At 68.4% G+C, this 23,834-nt stretch carries 20 protein-coding genes; 11 read left to right on the top strand and 9 right to left on the bottom strand.

Features of this window, described 5'->3' with window-relative positions:
* Nucleotides 1–5: 5 nt before the first annotated feature.
* Both MKD50_RS25600 and pgeF read left to right on the top strand, forming a co-directional pair.
* The gene (locus MKD50_RS25600; protein WP_252669240.1) at nucleotides 6–1,262 is read left to right on the top strand and encodes an RluA family pseudouridine synthase; all 1,257 of its coding nucleotides are present in this window, start codon (nucleotides 6–8) and stop codon (nucleotides 1,260–1,262) included.
* The gene (pgeF, locus tag MKD50_RS25595; RefSeq protein WP_252669238.1) at nucleotides 1,246–2,049 is read left to right on the top strand and encodes a peptidoglycan editing factor PgeF; all 804 of its coding nucleotides are present in this window, start codon (nucleotides 1,246–1,248) and stop codon (nucleotides 2,047–2,049) included. Before MKD50_RS25600 ends, pgeF begins: the two co-directional genes overlap by 17 nt.
* Before the next feature lie 13 nt (nucleotides 2,050–2,062).
* Here the strand turns inward: pgeF and MKD50_RS25590 are convergent, their stop codons facing one another.
* Entirely contained in the window at nucleotides 2,063–2,290 is a 228-nt protein-coding gene (locus MKD50_RS25590) for a hypothetical protein (RefSeq protein WP_115706700.1), read from the bottom strand.
* A 446-nt stretch (nucleotides 2,291–2,736) separates the two neighbouring features.
* On the opposite strand from MKD50_RS25590, the gene phaC reads away from it, so the two are divergent.
* The 9 genes from phaC to MKD50_RS25545 all read left to right on the top strand — a co-directional run bounded on the left by phaC (nucleotide 2,737) and on the right by MKD50_RS25545 (nucleotide 13,600).
* Nucleotides 2,737–4,518: a class I poly(R)-hydroxyalkanoic acid synthase gene (gene phaC / locus MKD50_RS25585; protein ID WP_252669236.1), complete on the top strand. Its 1,782-nt coding sequence runs from the start codon at nucleotides 2,737–2,739 to the stop codon at nucleotides 4,516–4,518.
* Nucleotides 4,519–4,597: 79 nt separating this feature from the next.
* A complete protein-coding gene (locus tag MKD50_RS25580) occupies nucleotides 4,598–5,779 on the top strand; it encodes an acetyl-CoA C-acetyltransferase (RefSeq protein WP_115680055.1) in 1,182 nt (393 codons plus the stop codon).
* Nucleotides 5,780–5,850: 71 nt separating this feature from the next.
* The gene (locus MKD50_RS25575) at nucleotides 5,851–6,591 is read left to right on the top strand and encodes a 3-ketoacyl-ACP reductase (RefSeq protein WP_115706702.1); all 741 of its coding nucleotides are present in this window, start codon (nucleotides 5,851–5,853) and stop codon (nucleotides 6,589–6,591) included.
* A 420-nt stretch (nucleotides 6,592–7,011) separates the two neighbouring features.
* Nucleotides 7,012–7,563 (top strand): polyhydroxyalkanoate synthesis repressor PhaR, encoded by a 552-nt coding sequence (phaR, locus tag MKD50_RS25570; RefSeq protein WP_018004481.1) that lies wholly within the window; start codon nucleotides 7,012–7,014, stop codon nucleotides 7,561–7,563.
* A 255-nt stretch (nucleotides 7,564–7,818) separates the two neighbouring features.
* A complete protein-coding gene (locus MKD50_RS25565) occupies nucleotides 7,819–8,775 on the top strand; it encodes a tRNA dihydrouridine synthase (RefSeq protein WP_252669234.1) in 957 nt (318 codons plus the stop codon).
* 160 nt (nucleotides 8,776–8,935) lie between these two features.
* Nucleotides 8,936–10,315: a 30S ribosomal protein S12 methylthiotransferase RimO gene (gene rimO / locus MKD50_RS25560; protein ID WP_115709159.1), complete on the top strand. Its 1,380-nt coding sequence runs from the start codon at nucleotides 8,936–8,938 to the stop codon at nucleotides 10,313–10,315.
* Between the two features lie 115 nt (nucleotides 10,316–10,430).
* Nucleotides 10,431–11,615 (top strand): beta-ketothiolase BktB, encoded by a 1,185-nt coding sequence (gene bktB, locus MKD50_RS25555; protein ID WP_252669232.1) that lies wholly within the window; start codon nucleotides 10,431–10,433, stop codon nucleotides 11,613–11,615.
* Nucleotides 11,616–11,623: 8 nt separating this feature from the next.
* A complete protein-coding gene (locus MKD50_RS25550; RefSeq protein ID WP_252669231.1) occupies nucleotides 11,624–12,247 on the top strand; it encodes a hypothetical protein in 624 nt (207 codons plus the stop codon).
* A gap of 135 nt (nucleotides 12,248–12,382) precedes the next feature.
* Nucleotides 12,383–13,600: a cystathionine beta-lyase gene (locus MKD50_RS25545; RefSeq protein WP_252669230.1), complete on the top strand. Its 1,218-nt coding sequence runs from the start codon at nucleotides 12,383–12,385 to the stop codon at nucleotides 13,598–13,600.
* 13 nt (nucleotides 13,601–13,613) lie between these two features.
* Here MKD50_RS25545 and MKD50_RS25540 read toward each other — a convergent pair whose 3' ends face one another.
* The 8 genes from MKD50_RS25540 to mfd form a co-directional block, all read right to left on the bottom strand.
* Nucleotides 13,614–13,853 (bottom strand): DUF2789 domain-containing protein, encoded by a 240-nt coding sequence (locus MKD50_RS25540; protein WP_252669229.1) that lies wholly within the window; start codon nucleotides 13,851–13,853, stop codon nucleotides 13,614–13,616.
* Between the two features lie 99 nt (nucleotides 13,854–13,952).
* Nucleotides 13,953–15,602, bottom strand: a complete 1,650-nt coding sequence (locus tag MKD50_RS25535) for a PepSY-associated TM helix domain-containing protein (protein WP_252669228.1) — start codon at nucleotides 15,600–15,602, stop codon at nucleotides 13,953–13,955.
* Nucleotides 15,603–15,612: 10 nt separating this feature from the next.
* Nucleotides 15,613–15,915 (bottom strand): hypothetical protein, encoded by a 303-nt coding sequence (locus tag MKD50_RS25530; protein ID WP_252669227.1) that lies wholly within the window; start codon nucleotides 15,913–15,915, stop codon nucleotides 15,613–15,615.
* On the bottom strand, nucleotides 15,912–16,199 hold the full coding sequence (locus MKD50_RS25525) for a hypothetical protein (RefSeq protein WP_240074333.1): 288 nt from the start codon (nucleotides 16,197–16,199) through the stop codon (nucleotides 15,912–15,914). The genes MKD50_RS25530 and MKD50_RS25525 overlap by 4 nt, the downstream gene beginning before the upstream one ends.
* Nucleotides 16,200–16,475: 276 nt before the next feature.
* A complete protein-coding gene (serB, locus tag MKD50_RS25520) occupies nucleotides 16,476–17,330 on the bottom strand; it encodes a phosphoserine phosphatase SerB (protein WP_240074335.1) in 855 nt (284 codons plus the stop codon).
* Nucleotides 17,331–17,428: 98 nt separating this feature from the next.
* Complete coding sequence (locus MKD50_RS25515; protein ID WP_252669226.1) at nucleotides 17,429–18,808, bottom strand: amidohydrolase; 1,380 nt, start codon at nucleotides 18,806–18,808, stop codon at nucleotides 17,429–17,431.
* A gap of 262 nt (nucleotides 18,809–19,070) precedes the next feature.
* Nucleotides 19,071–20,297 (bottom strand): acetylornithine deacetylase, encoded by a 1,227-nt coding sequence (gene argE / locus MKD50_RS25510; RefSeq protein WP_115706712.1) that lies wholly within the window; start codon nucleotides 20,295–20,297, stop codon nucleotides 19,071–19,073.
* Nucleotides 20,298–20,376: 79 nt separating this feature from the next.
* Nucleotides 20,377–23,826 (bottom strand): transcription-repair coupling factor, encoded by a 3,450-nt coding sequence (gene mfd / locus MKD50_RS25505; protein WP_252669224.1) that lies wholly within the window; start codon nucleotides 23,824–23,826, stop codon nucleotides 20,377–20,379.
* Between the last annotated feature and the right edge of the window lie 8 nt (nucleotides 23,827–23,834).

The raw sequence follows: 23,834 nt of genomic DNA, 5'->3' as shown, positions 1-23,834 counted from the left end.
CCCGGATGAAGAAAAATAGCGTCAAGCATTATAGCCCAAGCCCCCAGCCCAACCCGCAAGCCGGAGATGGCGTGGGAGGACTGCCACCCGAACGGGTGCGCGCCGCCGCGGTGGTGGCCGATTTCGAGGCCAGCGCGGAAGCATTCGACGATGCCGCCGACGCGCCGGCCGCCGCGGCCGATCCGGCCGTGACCCTGTCGCTGGAGGTGGACAGCGCCTCGCATGGCGAGCGTCTCGATAAATTGCTGGCGCGTCACTTCAGCGAGTTTTCGCGCAGCCGCCTGCAGCAATGGATCGAAAGCGGCGCGGTGCGCGTCGACGGGCAGGTGCGCCGTCCGCGCGACGCGGTGCAGATGGGCAACCGCATCGAGGTCCGGCCGCAGGCCGCGCCGGAATCGTCGGCGTTCGCCCCCGAGGACGTGCCGCTCGACGTGGTCTACGAGGACGACACCCTGCTGGTGATCAACAAGCCCGCCGGGCTGGTGGTGCATCCTGCCGCCGGCAACTGGAGCGGCACCGTGCTCAATGGCCTGCTGCATCGCGACCCCGGCGCCGCGTCGCTGCCGCGCGCGGGCATCGTGCACCGGCTCGACAAGGAGACCTCGGGGCTGATGGTGGTGGCGCGCACGCTGACCGCGCAGACCGACCTGGTGCGGCAGCTGCAGGCGCGCACGGTCAAGCGCACCTATATCGCGCTGGTGTGGGGCCGTACCTATGACGAGGGCACCATCGATGCGCCCATCGGCCGCGACCCGCGCGAGCGCACGCGCATGGCCATCGTGCAGACCGCCAGCGGCAAGCCGTCGCGCACGCATTTCCGCACGCTGGCGACGGTGCCGCTGGGGCGGGGCTTCGTGTCGATGGTGATGTGCAAGCTCGAGACCGGCCGCACCCACCAGATCCGCGTGCATTTCGAATCGATCGGCCATCCGCTGGTGGGCGACCCGGTCTATTTCCGCGCTACCCAGCGCGGCCAGCGTCCCGCGATCCGCGTGCCGCTGCCGGTGCCGTACGAGCGCCAGGCGCTGCATGCGTACAAGCTCGGCCTGGTGCATCCTGCCACCGGCAAGCACATGTCGTGGACCGCGCAGCCGCCCGAGGACCTGCAGGCGCTGATCGATGCGCTCGACTTCGAGAGCGCGCAGGCCGACGACGAAGACGAGGCCTGGGGCGAAGTGTGGGAAGGCGGCGAGGCCCACTGGGAATATGCCGGCGATGATGACGAAGACGACGACGGTGACGGCGATGAGCGCGACGCCTGATCCCGCCTGGCTGGTCCCCGACTGGCCCGCGCCGGCGCGCGTGCGGGCGCTGTCGACCACGCGTCAGGGCGGGGTCAGCCAGGGTCCGTACGGACTCGCCGGCGGCATGCCCGGCGGCCTTAACCTGGGCACCCACGTCGGCGACGATCCGGCTGACGTCGCGCGCAACCGCGCGCGGCTGGCCGCGTGCCTGCCGTCGATGCCGCAATGGCTGGAACAGGTGCATGGCTGCGCGGTCGCCACCGTCGACCATGTGGGTGCACCAGGCGATCCCGTGCCGCGGGCCGATGCGAGCCTGGCGCTGGCGCCGGGCCACGTCTGCGCCGTGATGACGGCCGACTGCCTGCCGGTGCTGCTGTGCGATACGCAGGGAACGGTGGTAGGCGCCGCGCATGCGGGCTGGCGCGGCCTGTGCAACGGCGTGATCGAGGCCACGCTGGCGCGGATGCAGGCGGGCGCCGGTAGCGCTGCCACGCGCTGGCTGGCATGGCTGGGTCCGGCGATCGGCCCCGAGGCCTTCGAGGTCGGCGCCGAAGTGCGCGAGGCCTTCCTCGCGCAGGCACGCCCGGACGAACAGGCCGCGGTGGCCGCGGCGTTCCGCGCCGGAGCCCCGGGCAAGTACTTTGCCGACATCTATGCGCTGGCGCGCACGCGCCTGGCCCGCGCCGCCTGCGTCGACATCCACGGCGGCGATGCCTGCACCGTTGCCGATGCCGAACGCTTCTACTCCTACCGGCGCGACGGCGTGACCGGGCGCATGGCCAGCCTGGTCTGGCTGGCCGACTGAGCGCGGCGCCGCCTTACTCGTCCGCGCGCTTCGCCGCCTCGCTGGCCGGGGCGCTTTGCTCCAGCGCGCGTTCGGCCTCGGCCTTGCGCCGGCGCCGGCCGGGTGTGCCCATGATGTAGAGCACCAGCGCCACCGGCGCGACCCCATACATCAGGAAGGTGGCGACCCCCGCCACCACGTTGTGCTCGGTGATCGCCATCATCAGCGCCACGTAGAGCCAGCCAATGGCCACGATGTACATCAGAATTTCATCCTTCTCGACTATGCTCGATGGCCTCGGCAGGTGCGTGTGCTGCATTACCGTCCGGTAGGTCGGGCAGCGCGCGGCGCCGGGGCGGATTTCCACATTGACAGCGCGCGCGTTGCAAGGCAACAATGGCCTCGAATGTCTCGGAATCGCTGACGATTCCCAGGTTTTTCCGGCAAGCATAACGCATGGCGCTGGCAACCAAGGAGCCGTGCCCGCCGGATAAAAGGGAGCCGCTATCGGAATGGATGCAAGCCCTGGCCGCAGCTTGTGCGACCCGGGTTCCAGGCCAGTTCCAGGGCAGATGTGCCGGCTGACCCTCCCGCTGGGGAAGGGCTGGAGCCGGGTCCGTTCGGATAGCATCTCCCCATGCATAGTGCCGGCCAGGGCAATGCCCCGGAGCCGGTTCGAATAGTGACGGCAGAGAGACAAAACTGATCATGGCGACCGGCAAAGGTGCGGCAGCTTCCACGCAGGAAGGCAAGTCCCAACCACCCAAGTTCACGCCGGGGCCATTCGATCCAGCCACCTGGCTGGAATGGTCCCGCCAGTGGCAGGGCACTGAAGGCAACGGCCACGCGGCCGCATCCGGCATGATGGCCGGCATCCCGGGCCTCGATTCGCTGGCGGGCGTCAAGATTGCCCCTGCGCAGCTGGCCGATATCCAGCAGCGCTATATGAAGGACTTCGCCGCGCTGTGGCGGGCGCTGGCCGAGGGCAACCCCGACGGCACCGGCCCGCTGCACGACCGCCGCTTTGCCGGCGATGCGTGGCGCAACAACGTGCCGTACCGTTACGCCGCCGCCTTCTACCTGCTCAACGCCCGCGCGCTGACCGAGCTCGCCGACGCGGTCGAGGCCGATGCCAAGACGCGCCAGCGCATCCGCTTCGCGATCTCGCAGTGGGTCGACGCGATGTCGCCCGCCAACTTCCTCGCCACCAATCCCGAAGCGCAACGCCTGCTGATCGAATCGGGCGGCGAATCGCTGCGCGCCGGCGTGCGCAACATGATGGAAGACCTGACGCGGGGCAAGATCTCGCAGACCGACGAGACCGCGTTCGAAGTGGGCCGCAATGTCGCGGTGACCGAAGGCGCGGTGGTCTACGAGAACGAATACTTCCAGCTGCTGCAGTACAAGCCGCTCACCGCCAAGGTCCATGCGCGCCCGCTGCTGATGGTGCCGCCTTGCATCAACAAGTACTACATCCTTGACCTGCAGCCCGAAAGCTCGCTGGTGCGGCATACGGTGGAGCAGGGCCATACGGTATTCCTGGTGTCGTGGCGCAATCCCGATGCCAGCATGGCGTCGCGCACCTGGGACGACTACATCGAGCACGCCGCCATCCGCGCCATCGAAGTCGCGCGCGACATCAGCGGCGAGGACCAGATCAACGTGCTCGGCTTCTGCGTTGGCGGCACCATCATTTCGACCGCGCTCGCCGTGCTGGCCGCGCGCGGCGAGCATCCGGCGGCCAGCCTGACGCTGCTGACCACGCTGCTGGACTTTGCCGACACCGGCATCCTCGACGTTTTCGTCGACGAGGGCCACGTGCAGCTGCGCGAAGCCACGCTGGGAGGCGGTGCCGGCGCGCCGTGCGCGCTGCTGCGCGGGCTGGAGCTGGCCAACACCTTCTCGTTCCTGCGCCCGAACGACCTGGTGTGGAACTACGTGGTCGACAACTACCTGAAGGGCAATACCCCGGTGCCGTTCGACCTGCTGTTCTGGAACGGCGACGCGACCAACCTGCCGGGGCCGTGGTACTGCTGGTACCTGCGCCACACCTACCTGCAGAACGAACTCAAGGTGCCCGGCAAGCTGACCGTTTGCGATGCGCCGGTGGACCTGGGCAGCATCGACGTGCCGACCTACCTCTACGGCTCGCGCGAGGACCATATCGTGCCGTGGACCGCGGCCTATGCCTCGAGCGCGCTGCTGAAGAACAAGCTGCGCTTCGTGCTGGGCGCGTCCGGCCATATCGCCGGCGTGATCAATCCGCCGGCGAAGAAAAAGCGCAGCCACTGGACCAACGCCGCCTTGCCGGCGTCGCCGCAGCAATGGCTCGCCGGCGCCACCGAGCATCCCGGCAGCTGGTGGCCGGACTGGTCGGCATGGCTGGCCAGCCATGCCGGCGCCAAGCGCGCCGCGCCTGCGCAGTACGGAAACGCGCGCTACCCTGCGATCGAACCCGCGCCTGGGCGCTACGTCAAGGCCAAGGCATGATGCCCGCGCGTCCGCCTGCGTGCGCCCCGCGCGCGCCGGCGGGCATGCGGGTCCCTGTTTCCATTGAGAGGACTACACCATGACTGACGTTGTCATCGTATCCGCGGCCCGTACCGCGGTTGGCAAATTTGGCGGCTCGCTGGCGAAGATTCCGGCGCCGGAACTGGGTGCGATCGTGATCAAGGCCGCGCTGGAGCGTGCCGGCATCCAGCCGGACCAGGTCAGCGAAGTGATCATGGGCCAGGTGCTCACCGCCGGCTCGGGCCAGAACCCGGCGCGCCAGGCCTCGATCAAGGCCGGCCTGCCGGCGATGGTGCCGGCCATGACCATCAACAAGGTGTGCGGTTCGGGCCTGAAGGCAGTGATGCTGGCCGCCAACGCCATCATGGCGGGCGACGCCGAGATCGTGGTTGCCGGCGGCCAGGAAAACATGAGCGCCGCGCCGCACGTGCTGCCGGGCTCGCGCGACGGCTTCCGCATGGGCGACACCAAGCTGGTCGACACCATGATCGTCGACGGCCTGTGGGACGTGTACAACCAGTACCACATGGGCATCACCGCCGAGAACGTGGCCAAGGAATACGGCATCACGCGCGAAGCGCAGGACGAATTCGCGGTGGGCTCGCAGAACAAGGCCGAGGCTGCGCAGAAGGCCGGCAAGTTCGACGAAGAGATCGTGCCGGTGCTGATCCCGCAGCGCAAGGGCGACCCGGTGGCCTTCAAGACCGACGAGTTCGTGCGCCACGGCGCCACGCTCGACAGCATGGCCGGCCTCAAGCCCGCCTTCGACAAGGCCGGCTCCGTGACCGCGGCCAACGCCTCGGGCCTGAACGACGGCGCCGCCGCGGTAGTGGTGATGTCGGCGGCCAAGGCCAAGGAACTGGGCCTGACCCCGCTCGCCACCATCAAGAGCTACGCCAACGCCGGCGTGGACCCGAAGGTGATGGGCATGGGCCCGGTGCCGGCGTCCAAGCGCGCGCTGTCGCGCGCGGGCTGGACCCCGCAGGACCTGGACCTGATGGAAATCAACGAGGCCTTCGCCGCGCAGGCGCTGGCGGTGCACCAGCAGATGGGCTGGGATACCTCCAAGGTCAACGTCAACGGCGGCGCCATTGCCATCGGCCACCCGATCGGCGCGTCTGGCTGCCGTATCCTGGTGACGCTGCTGCACGAAATGAAGCGCCGCGATGCCAGGAAGGGCCTGGCGTCGCTGTGCATTGGCGGCGGCATGGGCGTGGCGCTGGCGGTCGAGCGCAATTAAGAAGGGGTGCGCCGGGCGCGCGCATGGCGTGGCCCGGCGGCAAATAACGAAAAGCCAATCAAGGAGTGGACATGACTCAGCGCATTGCGTATGTGACCGGCGGCATGGGTGGTATCGGGACCGCCATCTGCCAGCGGCTGGCGAGGGATGGCTTTCGCGTGGTGGCCGGCTGCGGCCCCAACTCGCCGCGCCGTGAAAAGTGGCTGGAGCAGCAGAAGGCCCTGGGTTTCGACTTCGTCGCTTCCGAAGGCAACGTGGCGGACTGGGACTCGACCAAGGCTGCCTTCGACAAGGTCAAGGCCGAGGTCGGCGAAGTCGATGTGCTGATCAACAATGCCGGCATTACGCGCGACGTGGTGTTCCGCAAGATGACCCGCGCCGATTGGGATGCGGTGATCGACACCAACCTGACCTCGCTGTTCAACGTCACCAAGCAGGTGATCGACGGCATGGCCGATCGCGGCTGGGGCCGCATCGTCAATATCTCGTCGGTGAACGGGCAGAAGGGCCAGTTCGGCCAGACCAACTACTCCACCGCCAAGGCCGGCCTGCACGGTTTCACCATGGCACTGGCGCAGGAAGTGGCGACCAAGGGCGTGACGGTGAACACGGTGTCGCCAGGCTATATCGCCACGGACATGGTCAAGGCCATTCGCCAGGATGTGCTCGACAAGATCGTCGGCACGATCCCGGTGAAGCGCCTGGGCGAGCCGGAAGAGATCGCCTCGATCTGCGCCTGGCTGTCCTCGGAGGAGTCCGGCTTCTCGACCGGCGCCGACTTCTCGCTCAACGGCGGCCTGCATATGGGCTGAGCTGGCGCCCAGCCAGCCGCGCCGGCGGCCGCGTTTTGCGGTGCAGCCAGCGCGGCGCACAAGGCGGCGGAGCTTGTATTTCGCCGCCGGTTTCGCGGGCCGTCAAGGCCCGCGAATCATTTCCGGGCGTGCGGCATCGGCTTCGCGATGCGCCGGTCTACCGGGTTTTCCTTAAGCCTCGTCGCTTTTCTTAGTGCTTTGTTGGGCATAGAATCAGGGCAGCGGCGCAGCCAGCACCATAGTCGTGCAGCATCGCCCTCGCGGGGGCGAGACGGCGGGCCGCGGCGCGCAGCCATGCGCGAACAGCCGCAACACGGCCGGCACGACTACAGCAGATGGCGCGGGCGGTACCGATTTGCGCACTGCACCCCATGCGGTGCAGCAGCGCGCAATCAGCGACGACACAAGGACAGAGCACCGATGGCCACGACCAAAAAAGGCGCAGAGCGACTGATCAAAAAGTATCCCAATCGCAGGCTCTACGATACCCAGACCAGCACCTACATCACCCTGGCCGACGTCAAACAGCTGGTGATGGATTCCGAGGAGTTCAAGGTCGTCGACGCCAAGTCAGGTGACGAACTGACGCGCAGCATCCTGCTGCAGATCATCCTGGAAGAAGAGACCGGCGGCGTGCCGATGTTCTCCAGCGCGATGCTGTCGCAGATCATCCGCTTCTACGGCCATGCCATGCAGGGCATGATGGGCACCTACCTGGAAAAGAACATCCAGGCCTTCATCGACATCCAGAACAAGCTGGCCGAGAACTCCAAGGGCCTGTATTCCGGCGAAGCGTTCAGCCCCGACATGTGGTCGCAGTTCATGAATATGCAGGGCCCGATGATGCAGGGCATGATGAGCAACTACATCGAGCAGAGCAAGAACCTGTTCGTGCAGATGCAGGAGCAGATGCAGAACCAGGCCAAGAATATGTTCGGCACGTTCCCGTTCAACCAGCCGGACAAGAAGTAGCAACAAGCGGCGGCGGGCCGGACGCCCGCCACGCATCCGCACCTGGGCCGGCGCTCAGCCGGCGCTTGCGTGCAGGCGAATCCCCAGCGCCCCCCATCCCAAAGCAGGTAGAATGCGCGCTTTGCCCCATCCGGGGCCTGTGTATCGCATCTTTCGGCGGCTCAGTCTGGGACTCGCCTTGTTTGCGCGGCGTCCCATGTCCCACCTTCTCCAATCTTCCTGTCCGGCGCCGGTGCCCGCGGCGCGGTGCCTGCCATGAGCCGGCTGTTCCTGGCCCCGATGGAAGGGCTCGCCGACTATGTGCTGCGCGATGTGCTGACCGATACCGGCGGTTACGACGGCTGCGTGTCGGAATTCGTGCGGGTGACGGGATCGCTGCTGCCGGCGCGGGTCTATGAGCGCGACACGCCCGAGATCCTGTCCGGCGGCTATACCCGCAGCGGCACGCCGATGGTGATCCAGCTGCTCGGCAGCGATCCCGAGTGGCTGGCGCGCAATGCCGCCTATGCTGCGACCCTGTCGCCGCACGGCATTGACCTGAACTTCGGCTGTCCCGCCAAGGTGGTCAACCGGCATGGCGGCGGGGCGATGCTGCTGGCCGATCCAGCGCTGCTTAACCGGATCGTTGCATCGGTGCGCGCCGCGGTGCCGGCCAACATCCCCGTGACCGCCAAGATGCGGCTGGGCGTTTCGGATACCGCGCTGGCCATCGATTGCGCCACCGCGCTGGCCGAAGGCGGCGCGGCCTCGCTGGTGGTGCATGCCCGCACGCGCGACCACGGCTACCGGCCGCCGGCCCACTGGGACTGGATCGCGCGCATTGCGGCGGCCGTCAACATACCCGTAATAGCGAATGGCGACGTCTGGACCGTCGCGGACTGGGCGCGCTGCCGCGAAGTCAGCGGCTGCGACGACGTCATGATCGGCCGCGGCGCGGTCTCGGACCCGTTCCTGGCCCAGCGCATTCGCGGCCAGATGGCCAGCACGCCGTGCGCCGAGGAATGGCCGCTGGTGCTGGGCCAGATCGCGACGTACCTGAACAAGCTGCATGCCCGCATTGCCTCATGCCACGAGCACGGACGCGTCAAGCTCTGGCTCAGCTACCTGAAACGGACCTGGCCGCAGGCCGGCGACTTGCATGCCGCGATCCGGCGCATGCAGGACTCGCTGCAGATCGCGCAGGTCCTGCAAGGCCTGCAACGCGCGGAGTGACTTCGGGGTAACCGTAGGCCGGTGCAGCATGTCGTGCGTCAGGCGCCGGCAAATTCCGGCAAACGGTTAAAATGCGCGATTGCCTTTTTCGCGACTGGCGGCCTTGTCTCAATGACCGACGGTCCGGCCGCCGCGCCTTGCCCCACATTCGGATTCCAACGTGAAAAACCCCTCAGAAGCAACGAACCAGAAAGACCATAGTCCGCGTGTGGGATTCGTTTCCCTTGGCTGCCCCAAAGCGCTGGTCGACTCCGAGCAGATCATCACCCAGCTGCGCGCGGAGGGCTATGCCATCAGCGGCACCTATGACGGCGCCGACCTGGTGGTGGTCAACACCTGTGGCTTTATCGACGAAGCGGTGCAGGAAAGCCTGGACGCGATCGGCGAGGCGCTGACCGAGAACGGCAAGGTCATCGTCACCGGCTGCCTGGGGGCAAAGAAGGACGCGGCGGGGCACGACATCGTGTCGTCGGTGCATCCCAAGGTGCTGGCCGTGACCGGGCCGCACGCGCTGGGCGAGGTGATGCAGGCGGTGCACACGCACCTGCCCAAGCCGCACGACCCGTTTACCGACCTGGTGCCGGCCGCCGGCATCAAGCTCACGCCGAAGCACTACGCTTACCTGAAGATCTCCGAGGGCTGCAACCATCGCTGCTCGTTCTGCATCATCCCGTCGATGCGCGGCGACCTGGTCTCGCGCCCGGTGGCCGAGGTCATGCTGGAGGCCGAGAACCTGTTCAAGGCCGGGGTCAAGGAGTTGCTGGTGATCTCGCAGGACACCAGCGCCTACGGCGTCGACGTGAAGTACCGCACCGGCTTCTGGAACGGCCGTCCGCTCAAGACCCGCATGACCGAACTGGTGGCGGCGCTGGGCGAGCTGGCCGCGCAGTATGGCGCCTGGGTGCGCCTGCATTATGTGTATCCGTACCCGCACGTCGACGAAATCATCCCGCTGATGAACAACGGCCACGTGCTGCCGTATCTTGACGTGCCTCTGCAGCACGCTCACCCGGACGTGCTCAAGCGCATGAAGCGCCCGGCCAACGCCGAGAAGACCATGGACCGCATCCGCGCCTGGCGCGAGATCTGTCCGGAACTGACCATCCGCAGCACCTTTATCGCCGGCTTCCCGGGCGAGACCGAGGCCGAGTTCCAGACGCTGCTGGATTTCATTGCCGAGGCCGAACTGGACCGCGTCGGCTGCTTCGCGTATTCGCCGGTGGAGGGCGCCACGGCCAACGACCTGCCGGGCGCGCTGCCCGACGAAGTGCGCGAGGAACGCCGCGCCCGTTTCATGGAAGTGGCCGAGGCGGTGTCCGCCCGCCGCCTGCAGCGCAAGGTCGGCCAGACCCTGCGCGTGCTGGTCGACGAGGTCAACCAGGATGGCGGCATCGGCCGTTCGTCGGCGGATGCGCCGGAAATCGACGGACTGGTCTATATCGCGCCGCCGCAGCGCACCTCGCAACGCTACCGCGCCGGCGAGTTCGTCGACGTGAAGATCACCGGCGCCGACGGCCACGACCTGTGGGGCGAGGTCTGAGCTAGTCCCGCCGGACGATGCCGGCACGGCTGCCATTAGGTAAAAGTACGACCGTTCGCTTCGGCTGCGCTGCGGCTATACTGTGCGGTGCAACATAACCTGGATGGAGACAGTCATGACGCGTGAAGTCGTAGTAGTGAGCGGTGTCCGTACCGCGATCGGAACCTTTGGCGGCAGCCTGAAGGACGTGGCGCCGGCCGAGCTGGGCGCGCTGGTGGTGCGCGAGGCGCTGGCCCGCGCGCTAGTGTCCGGCGACGACGTCGGCCATGTGGTGTTCGGCAACGTGATCCAGACTGAGCCGCGCGACATGTACCTCGGCCGCGTCGCCGCCGTCAACGGCGGCGTGTCGGTCAACGCCCCGGCGCTGACCGTCAACCGCCTGTGCGGTTCGGGCCTGCAGGCCATCGTCAGCGCCGCGCAGACCATCCTGCTGGGCGATGCCGACGTCGCCATCGGCGGCGGTGCCGAAAGCATGAGCCGCGCCCCCTACCTGGCCCCGGCGGCACGCTGGGGCGCGCGCATGGGCGATGCCGGCCTGGTCGACATGATGCTGGGCGCGCTGCACGACCCGTTCCACCGCATCCACATGGGCGTGACCGCCGAAAACGTCGCCAAGGAATACGAGATCTCGCGCACGCAGCAGGACGAAGCCGCGCTGGAATCGCACCGCCGCGCCTCGGCCGCGATCAAGGCTGGCTACTTCAAGGACCAGATCGTCCCGGTGGTGACCAAGGGCCGCAAGGGCGAGGTCAGCTTCGACACCGACGAGCATGTGCGCCATGACGCCACCATGGACGACATGACCAAGCTCAAGCCGGTCTTCGCCAAGGAAAACGGTACCGTCACCGCCGGCAATGCCTCGGGCCTGAACGACGCCGCCGCCGCGGTGGTGATGATGGAGCGCGCCGAGGCCGAGCGCCGCGGCCTGAAGCCGCTGGCGCGCCTGGTGTCCTACGGCCATGCCGGCGTCGACCCCAAGACCATGGGCATCGGCCCGGTGCCGGCGACCAGGATCGCTTTGGAGCGTGCCGGCCTGCAGGTGTCGGACCTGGACGTGATCGAAGCCAACGAGGCCTTTGCCGCGCAGGCCTGTGCGGTCAGCAAGGCGCTTGGCCTGGACCCGGCCAAGGTCAACCCGAACGGCTCGGGCATCTCGCTGGGCCACCCGATCGGCGCCACCGGCGCGCTGATCACGGTGAAGGCGTTGCATGAGTTGAACCGCGTGCAGGGCCGCTACGCGCTGGTGACGATGTGCATCGGCGGCGGGCAGGGCATTGCCGCCATCTTCGAGCGGATCTGAGGACTGCCTTGCGCGTGGCCCGGCTGACCGACCTTTGCACGATCCTTGGCGCCGTTGCCGTGCTCGCCCTGGCGAGCGCGGCGCGGGCGGCGCCGGCCACCGAGCTGTCGACCGGCCCGGTGAACGGCGCTGCCGCCGGCGGTGAAGCCCTGGGCCTGAACCAGGCCATCCGCGACGGCGAGGCCCGCCGCGGCGCGGCGCTGTCGACCGGCGCCGCCCGGCCGCTGGCACCACGGCCGGAGTACGCGTCGCTGCCGGTCTATGTCGGCAAGGTCGGCGACCAGCCGGTGCGTCTGCGCCTGGGCCCCAAGCCCGACGAACGCGACAGCGTGCGCGGCGAATACAGCGGCCGCGGCACCGGCGTGCGCCTGCTGGCCGGCGAGTGGGAAGACGGCGCCTTCCTGATGGAGGAGTCCGACGACGGCACCAGGGTGTCGGGCAACTGGGAAGGCACCATCGACGCCAGCGGCGCCGTGCGCGGCACCTGGACCGATACCTTCAATCCGGCCATCGTGCTGCCGTTCTTCATCCGCCCGCTCGGCATGCTGGTGATTCCCCCGTTCGACATGACGCCCAACAGCGGCGTCACCTACGCGCCGCCGCCGCCAAAGTCGTCGATTTCCGGCTGGTAAGCCTTTTCCGGCGCCACGCGCTGAAGTCTTCCGGTGGCGCGGGCGGCATTTGCTGGTAAGCTCGGAGGCTTATCGCGTCTCATGCCTGACCGTGCCGCGTGCTGCGGCCGGCCGGCAGCCAGCAAGGAAACCGCCGTGTCCGATTCCCCATCCGACAAGCCCGCATCCCATTACCTGCAGACCGTCGCGGTCCAGCCCGAGCTGGACATCGCCCCCGGCTTTGCCTCGTTTTCCCCGGCCACGCACCGCGGCTCGACCGTGGTGTTCCGCAACCTCGCCGAACTGCGCGCGCATGGCGACGGCGCCACCACTTACTGGCGCTACGGCCTGCATGCCACGCCCACCAGCGAGGCCCTGTGCCAGCACCTGGCGCTGCTCGAGGGCGCGCGCCACACGCTGCTGCAGCCGTCGGGCCTGGCGGCGATCTCGCTGGTGTATTTCGCGCTGCTCAAGAGCGGCGACGACGTGCTGGTGCCGCATAACGTCTACGGCCCCAACCGCGACCATGGCGAGTGGCTGGCGCGCGACTTCGGCGTGACCGTGCGCTACTACGATCCCATGGACGCCGCCGCGGTGCCCGCGCTGATCCAGCCCAACACGCGTCTGATCTGGATGGAGTCGCCCGGCTCGGTGACGATGGAAGTGCCCGACTGCGGCGCCATCGTCGCCGCGGCGCGCGCGCGCGGCGTGCTGACCGCGATCGACAATACCTGGTCGGCCGGCGTCCACTTCCGCCCGTTCGAGCTGGGCATCGATATCTCGGTGCAGGCGCTGACCAAGTACCAGTCGGGCGGCAGCGACGTGCTGATGGGCGCGGTGCTGACCTGCGACGATGCCCTGCACGGGCGGCTCAAGCGCGCCCGCATGCTGATGGGCTGGGGCGTGTCCGCCGACGACTGCCACCTGGTGCTGCGCGCGCTGCCGAGCCTGCCGGTGCGCCTGGCCGCGCATGACCGCGCCGCGCGCGAGGTGGCCGAATGGCTGCGCCAGCGGCCGGAGGTGGCGCGCGTGCTGCATCCCGCGCTGCCGGACTGTCCCGGCCATGCCAACTGGCGGCGCGAATTCACCGGCGCCAGCGGGCTGTTCGCCATCGTGCTGCGCGAGCGCTATACACGCCAGCAGGTCGATGCCTTCGTCGAAGCCCTGCAGCTGTTTGCCATCGGCTGGTCGTGGGGCGGCGCGCACAGCCTGGCGGTGCCGTACCACGTGCAGGGCATGCGCCCGGCGGGCACCTGGCCGCCGGCGGGCTGGCACGATACCGGCGAGCTGGTGCGGCTCTATATCGGCCTGGAAGACACGCGCGACCTGATCGCCGACCTGCGCCAGGCGATCGAGGGCACGTTGTCCGCCTGATCGCCCTCGCAGGTCAGGCTGGCTGTCTCAGCGCCAGGTTGAGCTGGTCGACGACTTCGGCCCAGTCGGCGTCGTCGAGCAGCTCGTCGCGCAGCAGGGCGGCCTGGGCGGGCGTCCAGAACGGGGCTTCGGCCAGGTCGAGGGTCTCGGGCAGCGGCGCATGCTTGCCGATGAAGGTGCGGATGCTGGCTTCGTCGGACGCCAGGCCAAGCTGGTCGAACAGTTCTGAAAACTGGTGGAAGGTCGGTTCCATGATGGTGGGGCTCGCGGTGGTTGACCTCTGCTAGTGTAGGGCAGTCCCGACAACAAAAAACGGACGCCGTGGCGTCCGTTTTTTTATTGCGGCAGCGCTTCAGCGCGTCTCGGTGCCGGACATCGCCTTGGCCCCGGCAGCGGCGCTGGCGCCTGGTTGCGCCAGCCCTGCCAGCGGCATGGCCCAGACCGACTCCGCCGGCCCGCTGCGGGCCCGCCGCGCGGTGGCGCTGGCGAGGGCGACAAAACCCGCGGCCAGTGCGATCGCGCCGAGGTCGAAGCCGGCGATGATCCAGTGCCCGCTGGGGATGCTGTGCAGCAGGTGGTCGCCGGTCAGGATCGCGTTCGACAGCGGCACCGTCAGCGCGGCCAGCGCGGCGGCATAGAGCAGCTCCACCGCGGCGCGCACGGGCGGGCGCAGCAGCGCCCAGGCGCAGGCCAGGCCGAACACGATGAAATAGGTCTGGCTGACGGCGCGCTCGGGCCACAGCAGCGCCGCCGGGAAGCACAGCGCCACGCCGATGCAGCAGCCGATGCAGACGCCCACGGTGGCCTGCGCCAGCAGGCGATGCACGCGCGGCTGCTCGGCCTGGCGCAGCTTGCGCCGCGATTCGATCCACAGCAGGTTGCCGGAATAGAACAGGAAGGCGCCGGCCAGGCCGGCCAGCAGGTAGACCAGCCGCACCGGCAGCTCGCCGAAGGTGCCGAAATGCAGCGCGTACAGCGCGCTGTAGAGCCCGTGGTTGCCGTCGCGCGCGCCGGCGGTCTGGTTGGCCGTCAGCTGGCCGGCATTGGGTTCGCCGCTGGCGGCGTGGATGCCGACCGAGCCCAGGTTGCCGAGTGCCCGCGTGCTGGTGCCGCGCACTTCGACCACGGCGTTGGCGTCGCCGTAGCGCTGGAAGCGGAACGACTCCGGGGTGAAGCGCTCGCCGCCGTGTTCGCGCGCAATCTGCATCAGCGTGGCGGTGGGCAGCGTCGGCACCGCGCGCCCTGCGGCGACAACTTCCGGCACCGCGGTGGTGGCGGTCGGCACCGCCTCGAACAGACGGCCGTTGAAGGTCAGCGTGTTGAACACCATCATCAGCACCAGCGACAGGCAGAACAGCGCCCCGGTGATGGCGAAGACCAGGTGGAAGGGCAGGCTGAACAGGCCCAGCACATTGTGGGTATCCATCCAGAAGCGCTTGAGGTTGCGCCCGGGACGCACCGCGAACAGGTCTTTCTTCAGCCGCGGCAGGTGCAGCAGCACGCCGGACACCAGCGCCAGTCCGTACAGTACGGAGATCGCGCCCATGAAATAGATGCCGCCGACCGGGATGCCGAGCGAATAGTGCAGGCTGTTCAGGAACGCCGACAGCTCGCCCATGACGTGGTCGCGCGAGGTGTCGCGCTGCATCGCGGCGTTGCCGGCCAGGCGCGCGTCGGTCGACATCTGCCACTCGCCGGCCTGGTCCTGCCAGTAGGCGGAGATACTGGGCTCGCCCTCGGACGGCATGATCACGTAGGCGCTGGCCGCGGCTTCGGGGTGGATCGCAACCAGCTTCTGCATGAAGCGGTCGACCGCGACCGGGTCCGCCTTGGCCTCGACCGGCGCGCTGCCCTTGAGCCGTAATGGCGACTGCCAGACATGCAGCTCGTGGTGGAATACGGTGATCGCCCCGGCAAAGAAGGCGATAAACAGGGCCCAGCCGGCCATCAGGCCGACCCAGGTGTGCAGCGTCTGGTACAGGCGCAGGGTTGCGGTTTTCATGATGGCAATCTCAGGGAGTGGGCAGGGCGGCCGGCGCCAGGCCGGCCAGGCGCAGCGCCCACAGCACGCCGAAGCCGAGCAGGTTGGCGCCGCCCAGCCACAGCCACGCACTGCGGCTGGAACGGAACAGCAGGCTGGCGCTGATGATCGCGACCCACACCGGCAGGCAGGCCGCCACGGACGCGACGATGCCGGTCTGCCAGCCGCCCGGCAGGGCCAGGAGCGCCAGCGTGCACAGCACCATCGCCAGCGGCAGGCCGAGCAGCGTGCCGGCCAGCCACTTGGTACCCATGCCGGAGGTGTCCGCGCTCATGCTTGCTGCCCCCTCGCGCCGTGGCGCTTGCGTGCAGCCCAGGTGCCGATGAACGGCCATACCGACAGCGCGCACGGCACCGTGACCAGGCTGGCGGCGATCGCGACCGGCCAGCCGTCGGTCAGGCTCCACAGCCAGGTGCTGGCGCAGGTCAGCGCCAGCCCCAGCCAGCCGGACAACCGCGGGCGGGTCAGGAGGCCAGGCGGCAGCAACGCCTGGTTGGGCGCGGCCAGGTACAGGCACGCGGCCGCAGCCAGGCCAAGAAGGACGGCCAGAACTTGCATGGGGCAATGTCAGATCAACGAAACATTAATAATAATGATTCGCATTTGTACGCGCAAGCACCAGCTCGGGGGGTGTTCACTTTGCCACTGTCGTTCCCGCGCCGGCGGGAACCCCGTGACTGCAAAAGACGCTGGATTCCCGCCTGCGCGGGAATGACGGCGGTGCTTGATACTTTTCGGGGGAGTTCACCGCACTGGAACGTCCCGCGCGGCGACGGCGCGCGAGCGGCGTCCGCGCGCGGCGGACGCTTCAGAAGGCGAGGCGCCTGGCGGGAATCAGTGCGGGAACAGCGCCAGCAGGCCGTCGAGGCCGACGTGGTTGAAGGCGACGCTGGCCTGCGCGCGTACCACCGGCTTGGCGCGGAACGCCACCGACAGCCCGGCCACGGCCATCATCTTCAGGTCGTTGGAGCCATCGCCCATGACAATGGCCTGGTCCGGCGTGGCGCCGATCTGCGCGCAGATTTCCTGCACGGTGCGGGCCTTGACGTCGGCGTTGACGATCTCGCCGAGGACGTTGCCGGTCAGCTTGCCGTCGACGATCTCGAGCGTGTTGGCACGGGTGAAATCGAGCTGCAGGCGCGGCTTGAGCTGGTCGGTGAAGTGCACGAAGCCGCCGGAAACCAGCAGCGTCTTCAGGCCCAGCGCCCGCACCGTCTCCAGCATGCGCTCGGCGCCCGGCGACAGCCGCAGGCGCTCGGCATAGACGCGCTCCAGCACGGCGGCGTCCAGCCCCTTGAGCAGCGCCACGCGGCGGCGCAGGCTTTCGTTGAAGTCGGTGATCTCGCCGCGCATGGCGGCTTCGGTGATGGCGGAGACCTCGGCCTTGAGGCCGCAGAAATCGGCGATCTCGTCGATGCACTCGATCGTGATCAGGGTCGAGTCCATGTCCATCGCCACCAGGCGGAAGTCGGACAGTTTGCGCCCGGCCGGCACCACCGCCCAGTCGATCGCGCGCGGGCCGCAAAAGTCATCGAGCGCGTCGCGCAGCGCCGGCGTCAGCGGCGCGCAGTCCTCGGCCACGGCCACGGTGTCGCTGCGCGGCACCAGCGCGGACGCGCGGGCCAGGGTGCGGGCGGTGTCGAGGTCGGCGGGGGCAAGCGGGGCGAGGCTCTGCAGGATCAGGGGCATGACGGGCGAAAATCGGGCGCTTGCGCGGTCGTCGGCAAGGCGGGGGCTGCTACGCGGCAAAAGCGCTATTGTAGCCCCCCGCGGCGCCCCCGGGCGAATCAACGCTGCGCCATCACCATGTAGTCCACGGTCAGGCTAGACAGCGCGCGCACGCCGTTGATCAGCGCCGGCTCATCCACATAGAACTCCGGCGAGTGATTCGACGGCGCCTTGGTCACGTCCTGCCCCCTGGGCGTCACGCCGAGATTGAAGAACAAGCCCGGCACTTTCTCCTGGTAGAACGAAAAGTCCTCGGACGCGGTGGCCTTGGGCGTGATCAGCCAGTTGCCGTCGCCCGCCACGCGCTGCAGCGTGGGCGCCATCTTCTCGGTCAGCGCCGGCTGGTTGATGGTGGCGTTGTACAGCTCGACCACGCGGAAATTCGCCTCGGCCCCGGCGCTGGAGGCAATGGCCTCGGTGGTGCGCTTCATGCGGGCGTGGATGTCCTTCTTCATGCCTTCGTCATAGGTGCGGATGGTGCCCATCATCTCGACCTTCTCCGGCACGATATTCATGCGGTTGCCGCCGTGGAAGGTGCCCACGGTGATCACCGACGGCTCCAGCATGGCATTGACCTGGCGGCTCTGGATGGTCTGCAGCCCCATCACGATCTGCGACGCCACCACGATCGGGTCGATCCCGCCCCACGGTCGCGCGCCGTGCGTCTGGCGGCCCTTGACGTCGATCCAGAACTGGTCGGCCGCGGCCATCGAGGCGCCGCTGCGCCAGCCCAGCTTGCCCGATTCGATGCCGCTGGTGACGTGCAGGCCGAAGATCGCGTCGACCTTGGGATGGTCCAGCACGCCCTCGGCCACCATCTGCTTGGCGCCCCACATGTTCGAGCCGTTGGGCTCGACGTCGGCCGGGCTTTCCTCGGCCGGCTGGAAGATGAACTTGACCGAGCCGGGCAGCTGGTCCTTCATGCCGGCCAGCACCTCGGCCGTGGCCATCAGGATTGCCACGTGCGTGTCATGGCCGCAGGCGTGCATCACGTCGACTTCCTTGCCCAGGTACTGGCCCTTGGCCTTCGACGCGAACGGCACGTCGACGCGCTCCTTCACCGGCAGCGCGTCCATGTCGGCGCGCAGCGCCACCACCGGGCCAGGCTTGCCGCCCTTGAGCACGCCGACCACGCCGGTCTTGGCCACGCCGGTCTTCACCTCCATGCCGAGCTTGCGCAGGTGGTCCGCCACCAGCTTCGCGGTGCGGGTTTCGTAGTTGCCCAGCTCCGGATGCTGGTGGATATCGCGGCGCCAGGCGATCAGCTGCTTTTCCACCGCCCTGGCGCGGGTCTCGATCTGGGCGTGCAGCGCATCGGCGCCGGCGGGTGCGGCAGGCGTCTGCGCCTGCGCGGTGTGGCAGAGCAGGCTTGCGGCCAGGGCCAGGCTGGCGAGGGCGAAGCGGGTGGTGGAGCGAGAAGCGGTGCGACGTGCGGCCATGCAGGATCTCCTTCGTTGTTGTTGGTTTGATGCTGGCAGGATGTTCGGCTTCTTGGTGAGCGGGCGCATGCGGTGCTGCAAGCACTGGCCCTCACCCCCGCCCCTCTCCCGCAGGCGGGAGAGGGGAGCAAACAAGCGGGTTGGGATTGCTACGGTGCTGTCAAACGCTGGTGGCTTGCTCCATCTCCCGCGTGCGGGAGAGGGCTGGGGTGAGGGCGGGCATCTCGACGAAGTGCAAGCGATAAAGCCGCGGCGGCGCTGGTCAAGCCGCCACGCGCAGGCTGTCCACCACCTTGTGCAGGAACGCCTCGCAAGCAGCCAGCTGTTCCAGCGCAACGAACTCGTCCGGCTTGTGCGCCTGCTGGATATCGCCGGGCCCGCATACCACCGCCGGAATGCCCGCGCGCTGGAACAGCCCGGCCTCGGTGCCGTAGGCCACCTTGTTGGTGTCGCGGTCCGCGGTCAGCGCGCGCACCAGCTGCGTGATGGCTTCCTGCTCGGCCACGTCGAGCGACGGCGCCGCGGCGATCTTGCTCAGCGTCAGGTCGGCGTCGGCGTGCTCGGCGCGCATCTTCGGCAGCAGCACGTCGTTGGCATAGGCCTGGATGCGCGCGTAGATCGCTTCCGGGTCGACGCCCGGCAGGTTGCGGAACTCGAACACGAACTCGCACAGCGCCGGGATCGTGTTGAGCGCAATGCCGCCCTGGATGGTGCCGGTCTGCGCGGTGGTGTAGGGTACGTCGAAGGCCTGGTCGTAGGGGCCGTTGGCCTTGAACTCGTCGGCGATGTCGCGGATGAAGCAGATCAGCCGCGCCGCGTATTCGATGGCATTGACGCCGCGCGGCGTCAGCGACGAATGCGCGGCCTGGCCGCGCACGCAGCAGCGGTAGGCGTTGATGCCCTTGTGCGCGACGATCACGCGCATGCTGGTGGGTTCGCCGACGATGCAGCCGCCGGGAGTCACGCCGCGCTCGCGCAGTTCGGCCAGAAGGTAGGGCGCGCCCATGCAGCCGATCTCTTCGTCGAACGACAGCGCGTAGTGCACCGGCTCGCGCAGCCGGGCGTCGAGGATGGCGGGCAGCAGCGACAGGCTGGTGCCGATAAAGCCTTTCATGTCGCAGGTGCCGCGGCCGTACAGCTTGCCGTCGCGCACCACCGGCTTGAACGGGTCGGTGGTCCAGGCCTGTCCGTCCACCGGCACCACGTCGGTATGGCCGGACAGCACGATGCCGCCGTTGGTGGCGCCATTGGCCGCGGGCACGGTGACGAACAGGTTGGCCTTGTCCCGTTGCGGGTTGTAGCTCAGATGCGGCTTCAACCCCTTGGCCAGGAAATGGTCGCGCACCGACTCGATCAGGCCCAGGTTGGAATGGCGGCTGGTGGTGTCGTAGGCCACCAGCCGCTGGGTCCATTCCAGCGCGCTGCCGCGCGCGGCGGTTTCAGGGACGGGCTGGCGGGAAGATCCGGCGGGGGCGGCTTGGGTCGGCATGGGGCGGTATCGCTAACTTGTTAAGGAATCGATGCTACACCCGGCCGCGCGCCGCGTCCATGCACGCCCGGCATCGGCGCTACGCCAGTTGCCGCAGCGTATGCTTGATGGTCTGCGCGCGCACCGCCACGTCCGGCATCTTGGCCTCGATGCGCAGCTTGTCCTGACCCGCCAGCTTGATATGGCGGTTCTTTTGCACCAGCTCGATGATGCGCATCGCGTCGATCGGCGGGTTGGGCACGAACTGCACGCTGATGGTGGCTTCGCCGGCGTCGATCTTGCGCACCCCCAGCGGCGCCGCGGCGATGCGCAGCCGGTGCGTTTCCACCAGCGCCTGCGCCTGCGCCGGCAGGCGGCCGAAGCGGTCGATCAGTTCTTCCTGGATATCGTCGACGCGCTCCGGGGTCTCGCAGTTGGCCAGGCGCTTGTACAGCGACAGGCGCTCGTGCACGTCGGCGCAGTAGTCGTTGGGCAGCAGCGCCGGCGTGCCCAGGTTGATCTCGGTGGTGGCGGCCAGCGGCGCCATCAGGTCGGGCTCCTTGCCGGCCTTCAGCGCCTTGACCGCGTGGTTGAGCATGTCGGTGTAGAGCTGGAAGCCGATCTCGTGGATCTCGCCCGACTGCTTGTCGCCCAGCACCTCCCCGGCGCCGCGGATTTCCAGGTCGTGCATGGCCAGGTAGAAGCCCGAGCCCAGTTCCTCCATCTGCTGGATCGCCTCGAGCCGGCGCTGCGCCTGCTTGGTCAGGCCGTCGACGTCATGCACCAGCAGGTAGGCATAGGCCTGGTGGTGCGAGCGCCCGACGCGGCCGCGCAGCTGGTGCAGCTGCGCCAGCCCGAACTTGTCGGCGCGGTGGATCAGGATGGTGTTGGCGGTCGGCACGTCGATGCCAGTCTCGATGATGGTGGTGCACAGCAGGATATTGTCGCGACGCGAGACGAAATCGCGCATCACGCGCTCCAGCTCGCGCTCGTGCATCTGGCCGTGCGCCACCGCGATGCGCGCCTCGGGCACCAGCTCGGCGAGCTTTGCGCGCTTGTTCTCGATGGTCTCGACCTCGTTGTGCAGGAAGTAGATCTGCCCGCCGCGCTTGAGCTCGCGCAGGATGGCCTCGCGGATCACGCCGTCTTCCTCGCGCCGCACGAAGGTCTTGATCGCCAGCCGCTTCTGCGGCGCGGTGGCGATCACCGAAAAGTCGCGCAGGCCTTCCAGTGCCATGCCCAGCGTGCGCGGGATCGGCGTGGCGGTCAGGGTCAGGATGTCGACCTCGGCGCGCAGTGTCTTCAGCGCTTCCTTCTGGCGCACGCCGAAGCGGTGTTCCTCGTCGATGATGACCAGGCCCAGGCGCTGGAACTTGACCTGGTCGGACAGGATCTTGTGGGTGCCGATGACGATGTCGACGCTGCCCTCGTTGATCTGCCTGATGGCGGCGTCGATCTCTTTCTTGGTCTTGAAACGCGACAGCTCGACGATGCGCACCGGCCATTCGGCGAAGCGGTCGGAGAGCGTCTGGAAATGCTGCTCGGCCAGCAGCGTGGTCGGCGCCAACATCGCCACCTGCTTGCCGCCGAGCACCGCGACGAAGGCCGCGCGCAGCGCCACCTCCGTCTTGCCGAAGCCGACGTCGCCACAGACCAGCCGGTCCATCGGCTTGCCCGAAGTCATGTCGGCGATCACCGCGGCGATCGCGGCGGCCTGGTCCGGGGTTTCCTCGAAGCCGAAGCTCTCGGCGAAGGTCTCGTAGTCCTTGGGCGAGAGCGGGAAGGCGAAGCCCTCGCGCGCGGCGCGTCGCGCATAGAGGTTGAGCAGTTCGGCGGCGGTGTCGCGGATCTGCTGCGCGGCGCGGCGCTTGGCCTTGTCCCATTGGCCCGAGCCGAGGTGGTGCAGCGGCGCCGTATCGGGATCTGCGCCCGAATAGCGCGAGATCACATGCAGCTGGTGCACCGGCACGTAGAGCTTGCTGCCCTTGTCGTAGTCCAGATGCAGGAATTCCTCGTCGCCCTGGCCCATGTCGAGCGTCACCAGGCCCTGGTAGCGGCCGATGCCGTGCTCGCTGTGCACCACCGGGTCGCCGATTTTCAGTTCAGCCAGGTCGCGCACCATCGAATCGACGGCGGAAGCCTGCTCCTGCTTGCGGCGGCCGGTGCGGCGCGCGGTGCCGGCGTAGAGCTCGGCTTCGGTGACGAAGGCGAGCCGTGCCTGCGGCAGCGCGAAGCCGCTTTGCAGCGGCGCCACCGCGATCGAGAAATGCGCGTCGCCGGCGAGGAACGCGGCAAAGTCGTCGACCGGATGCGGGCGCAGGCCGCTTTCGGCAAAGAGCTGGAGCAGCGTCTCGCGCCGGCCGGCGGAGTCTGCGCACATCAGCACGCGGGTCTGCCGGTCGAGCAGCAGCGACTCCAGGTTGACCAGCGGGTCTTCGGCGCGGCGGTTGACCGCGACGTCGGGCAGGATGGCCGAGAACGCCGGCTGCTCCGCGCCGGCCTCGACCTGCAGCACCAGCCGCGCCATCGGCTTGGCGGCGACGAAGAACTGCTCCTCCGACAGGAACAGGTCGGCGGGCGGCAGCAACGGGCGCTCGCGGTCGTGGCGCATGAAGTTGTAGCGCTGGGTGGTGTCGGCCCAGAAGCGGCGGATGGCCTCGTCGATGTTGCCGGCGAACACCAGCTGGGTGTCGGCGGGCAGGTAGTCGAACACGGTGGCGCTGTGCTCGAAGAACAGCGGCAGGTAATACTCGATGCCGGCCGACGGCACGCCGTTGCCGATGTCCTTGTAGATCGGCGACTTGGTCGGGTCGCCTTCGAATACTTCGCGCCAGCGGCCGCGGAAGGCGGTGCGCGCGGCTTCGTCGAGCGGGAACTCGCGCCCGGGCAGCAGCCGCACTTCCTTGACCGGATACAGGCTGCGCTGCGTGTCCGGATCGAAGGCGCGGATGGTCTCGATCTCGTCGCCGAACAGGTCGATGCGGTATGGCAGCGCCGAGCCCATCGGGTACAGGTCGATCAGGCCGCCGCGCACGCTGTATTCGCCCGGCCGCATCACCGCGCTGACGTGCTCGTAGCCGGCCAGCGTGAACTGTGCCTTGAGCGCGGCCTCGTCGAGCCGCTCGCCCTGCTTGAAGAAGAAGGTGTAGGCGGCCAGGAAGGCCGGCGGCGCGAGCCGGTACAGCGCGGTGGTGGCGGGCACCAGCATCACGTCGCACTGGCCGCTCTGGATGTCGTGCAGCGTCGCCAGGCGCTCGGAGACCAGGTCCTGGTGCGGCGAGAAGCTGTCGTAGGGCAGGGTTTCCCAGTCGGGCAGCAGGCGCACGCGCAGCTCTGGCGCGAACCACGGGATTTCCTCGGCCAGGCGCTGCGCATCGACCGCATGCGAGCACACCACCGCCAGCATCGGCGCGCGCGCGCGGTGCTGGCGCGCATACGCGGCCACCGCCAGCGCATCGGCCGAGCCGCGCAGGCCGGCCACGCTGTGGCGCAGCCCCGGCTTGATCAGCGGCAGGTTGACAAAGGGAAAGGCGGGCGTGGCGTCAGGCATGTCGGCAG

Source organism: Cupriavidus mimosae (assembly GCF_023952485.1).
GTDB lineage: Bacteria > Pseudomonadota > Gammaproteobacteria > Burkholderiales > Burkholderiaceae > Cupriavidus > Cupriavidus taiwanensis_C.
The sequence above is the reverse complement of the archived record's forward strand: the minus strand, read 5'-3'. Positions and strand labels throughout refer to the sequence as shown.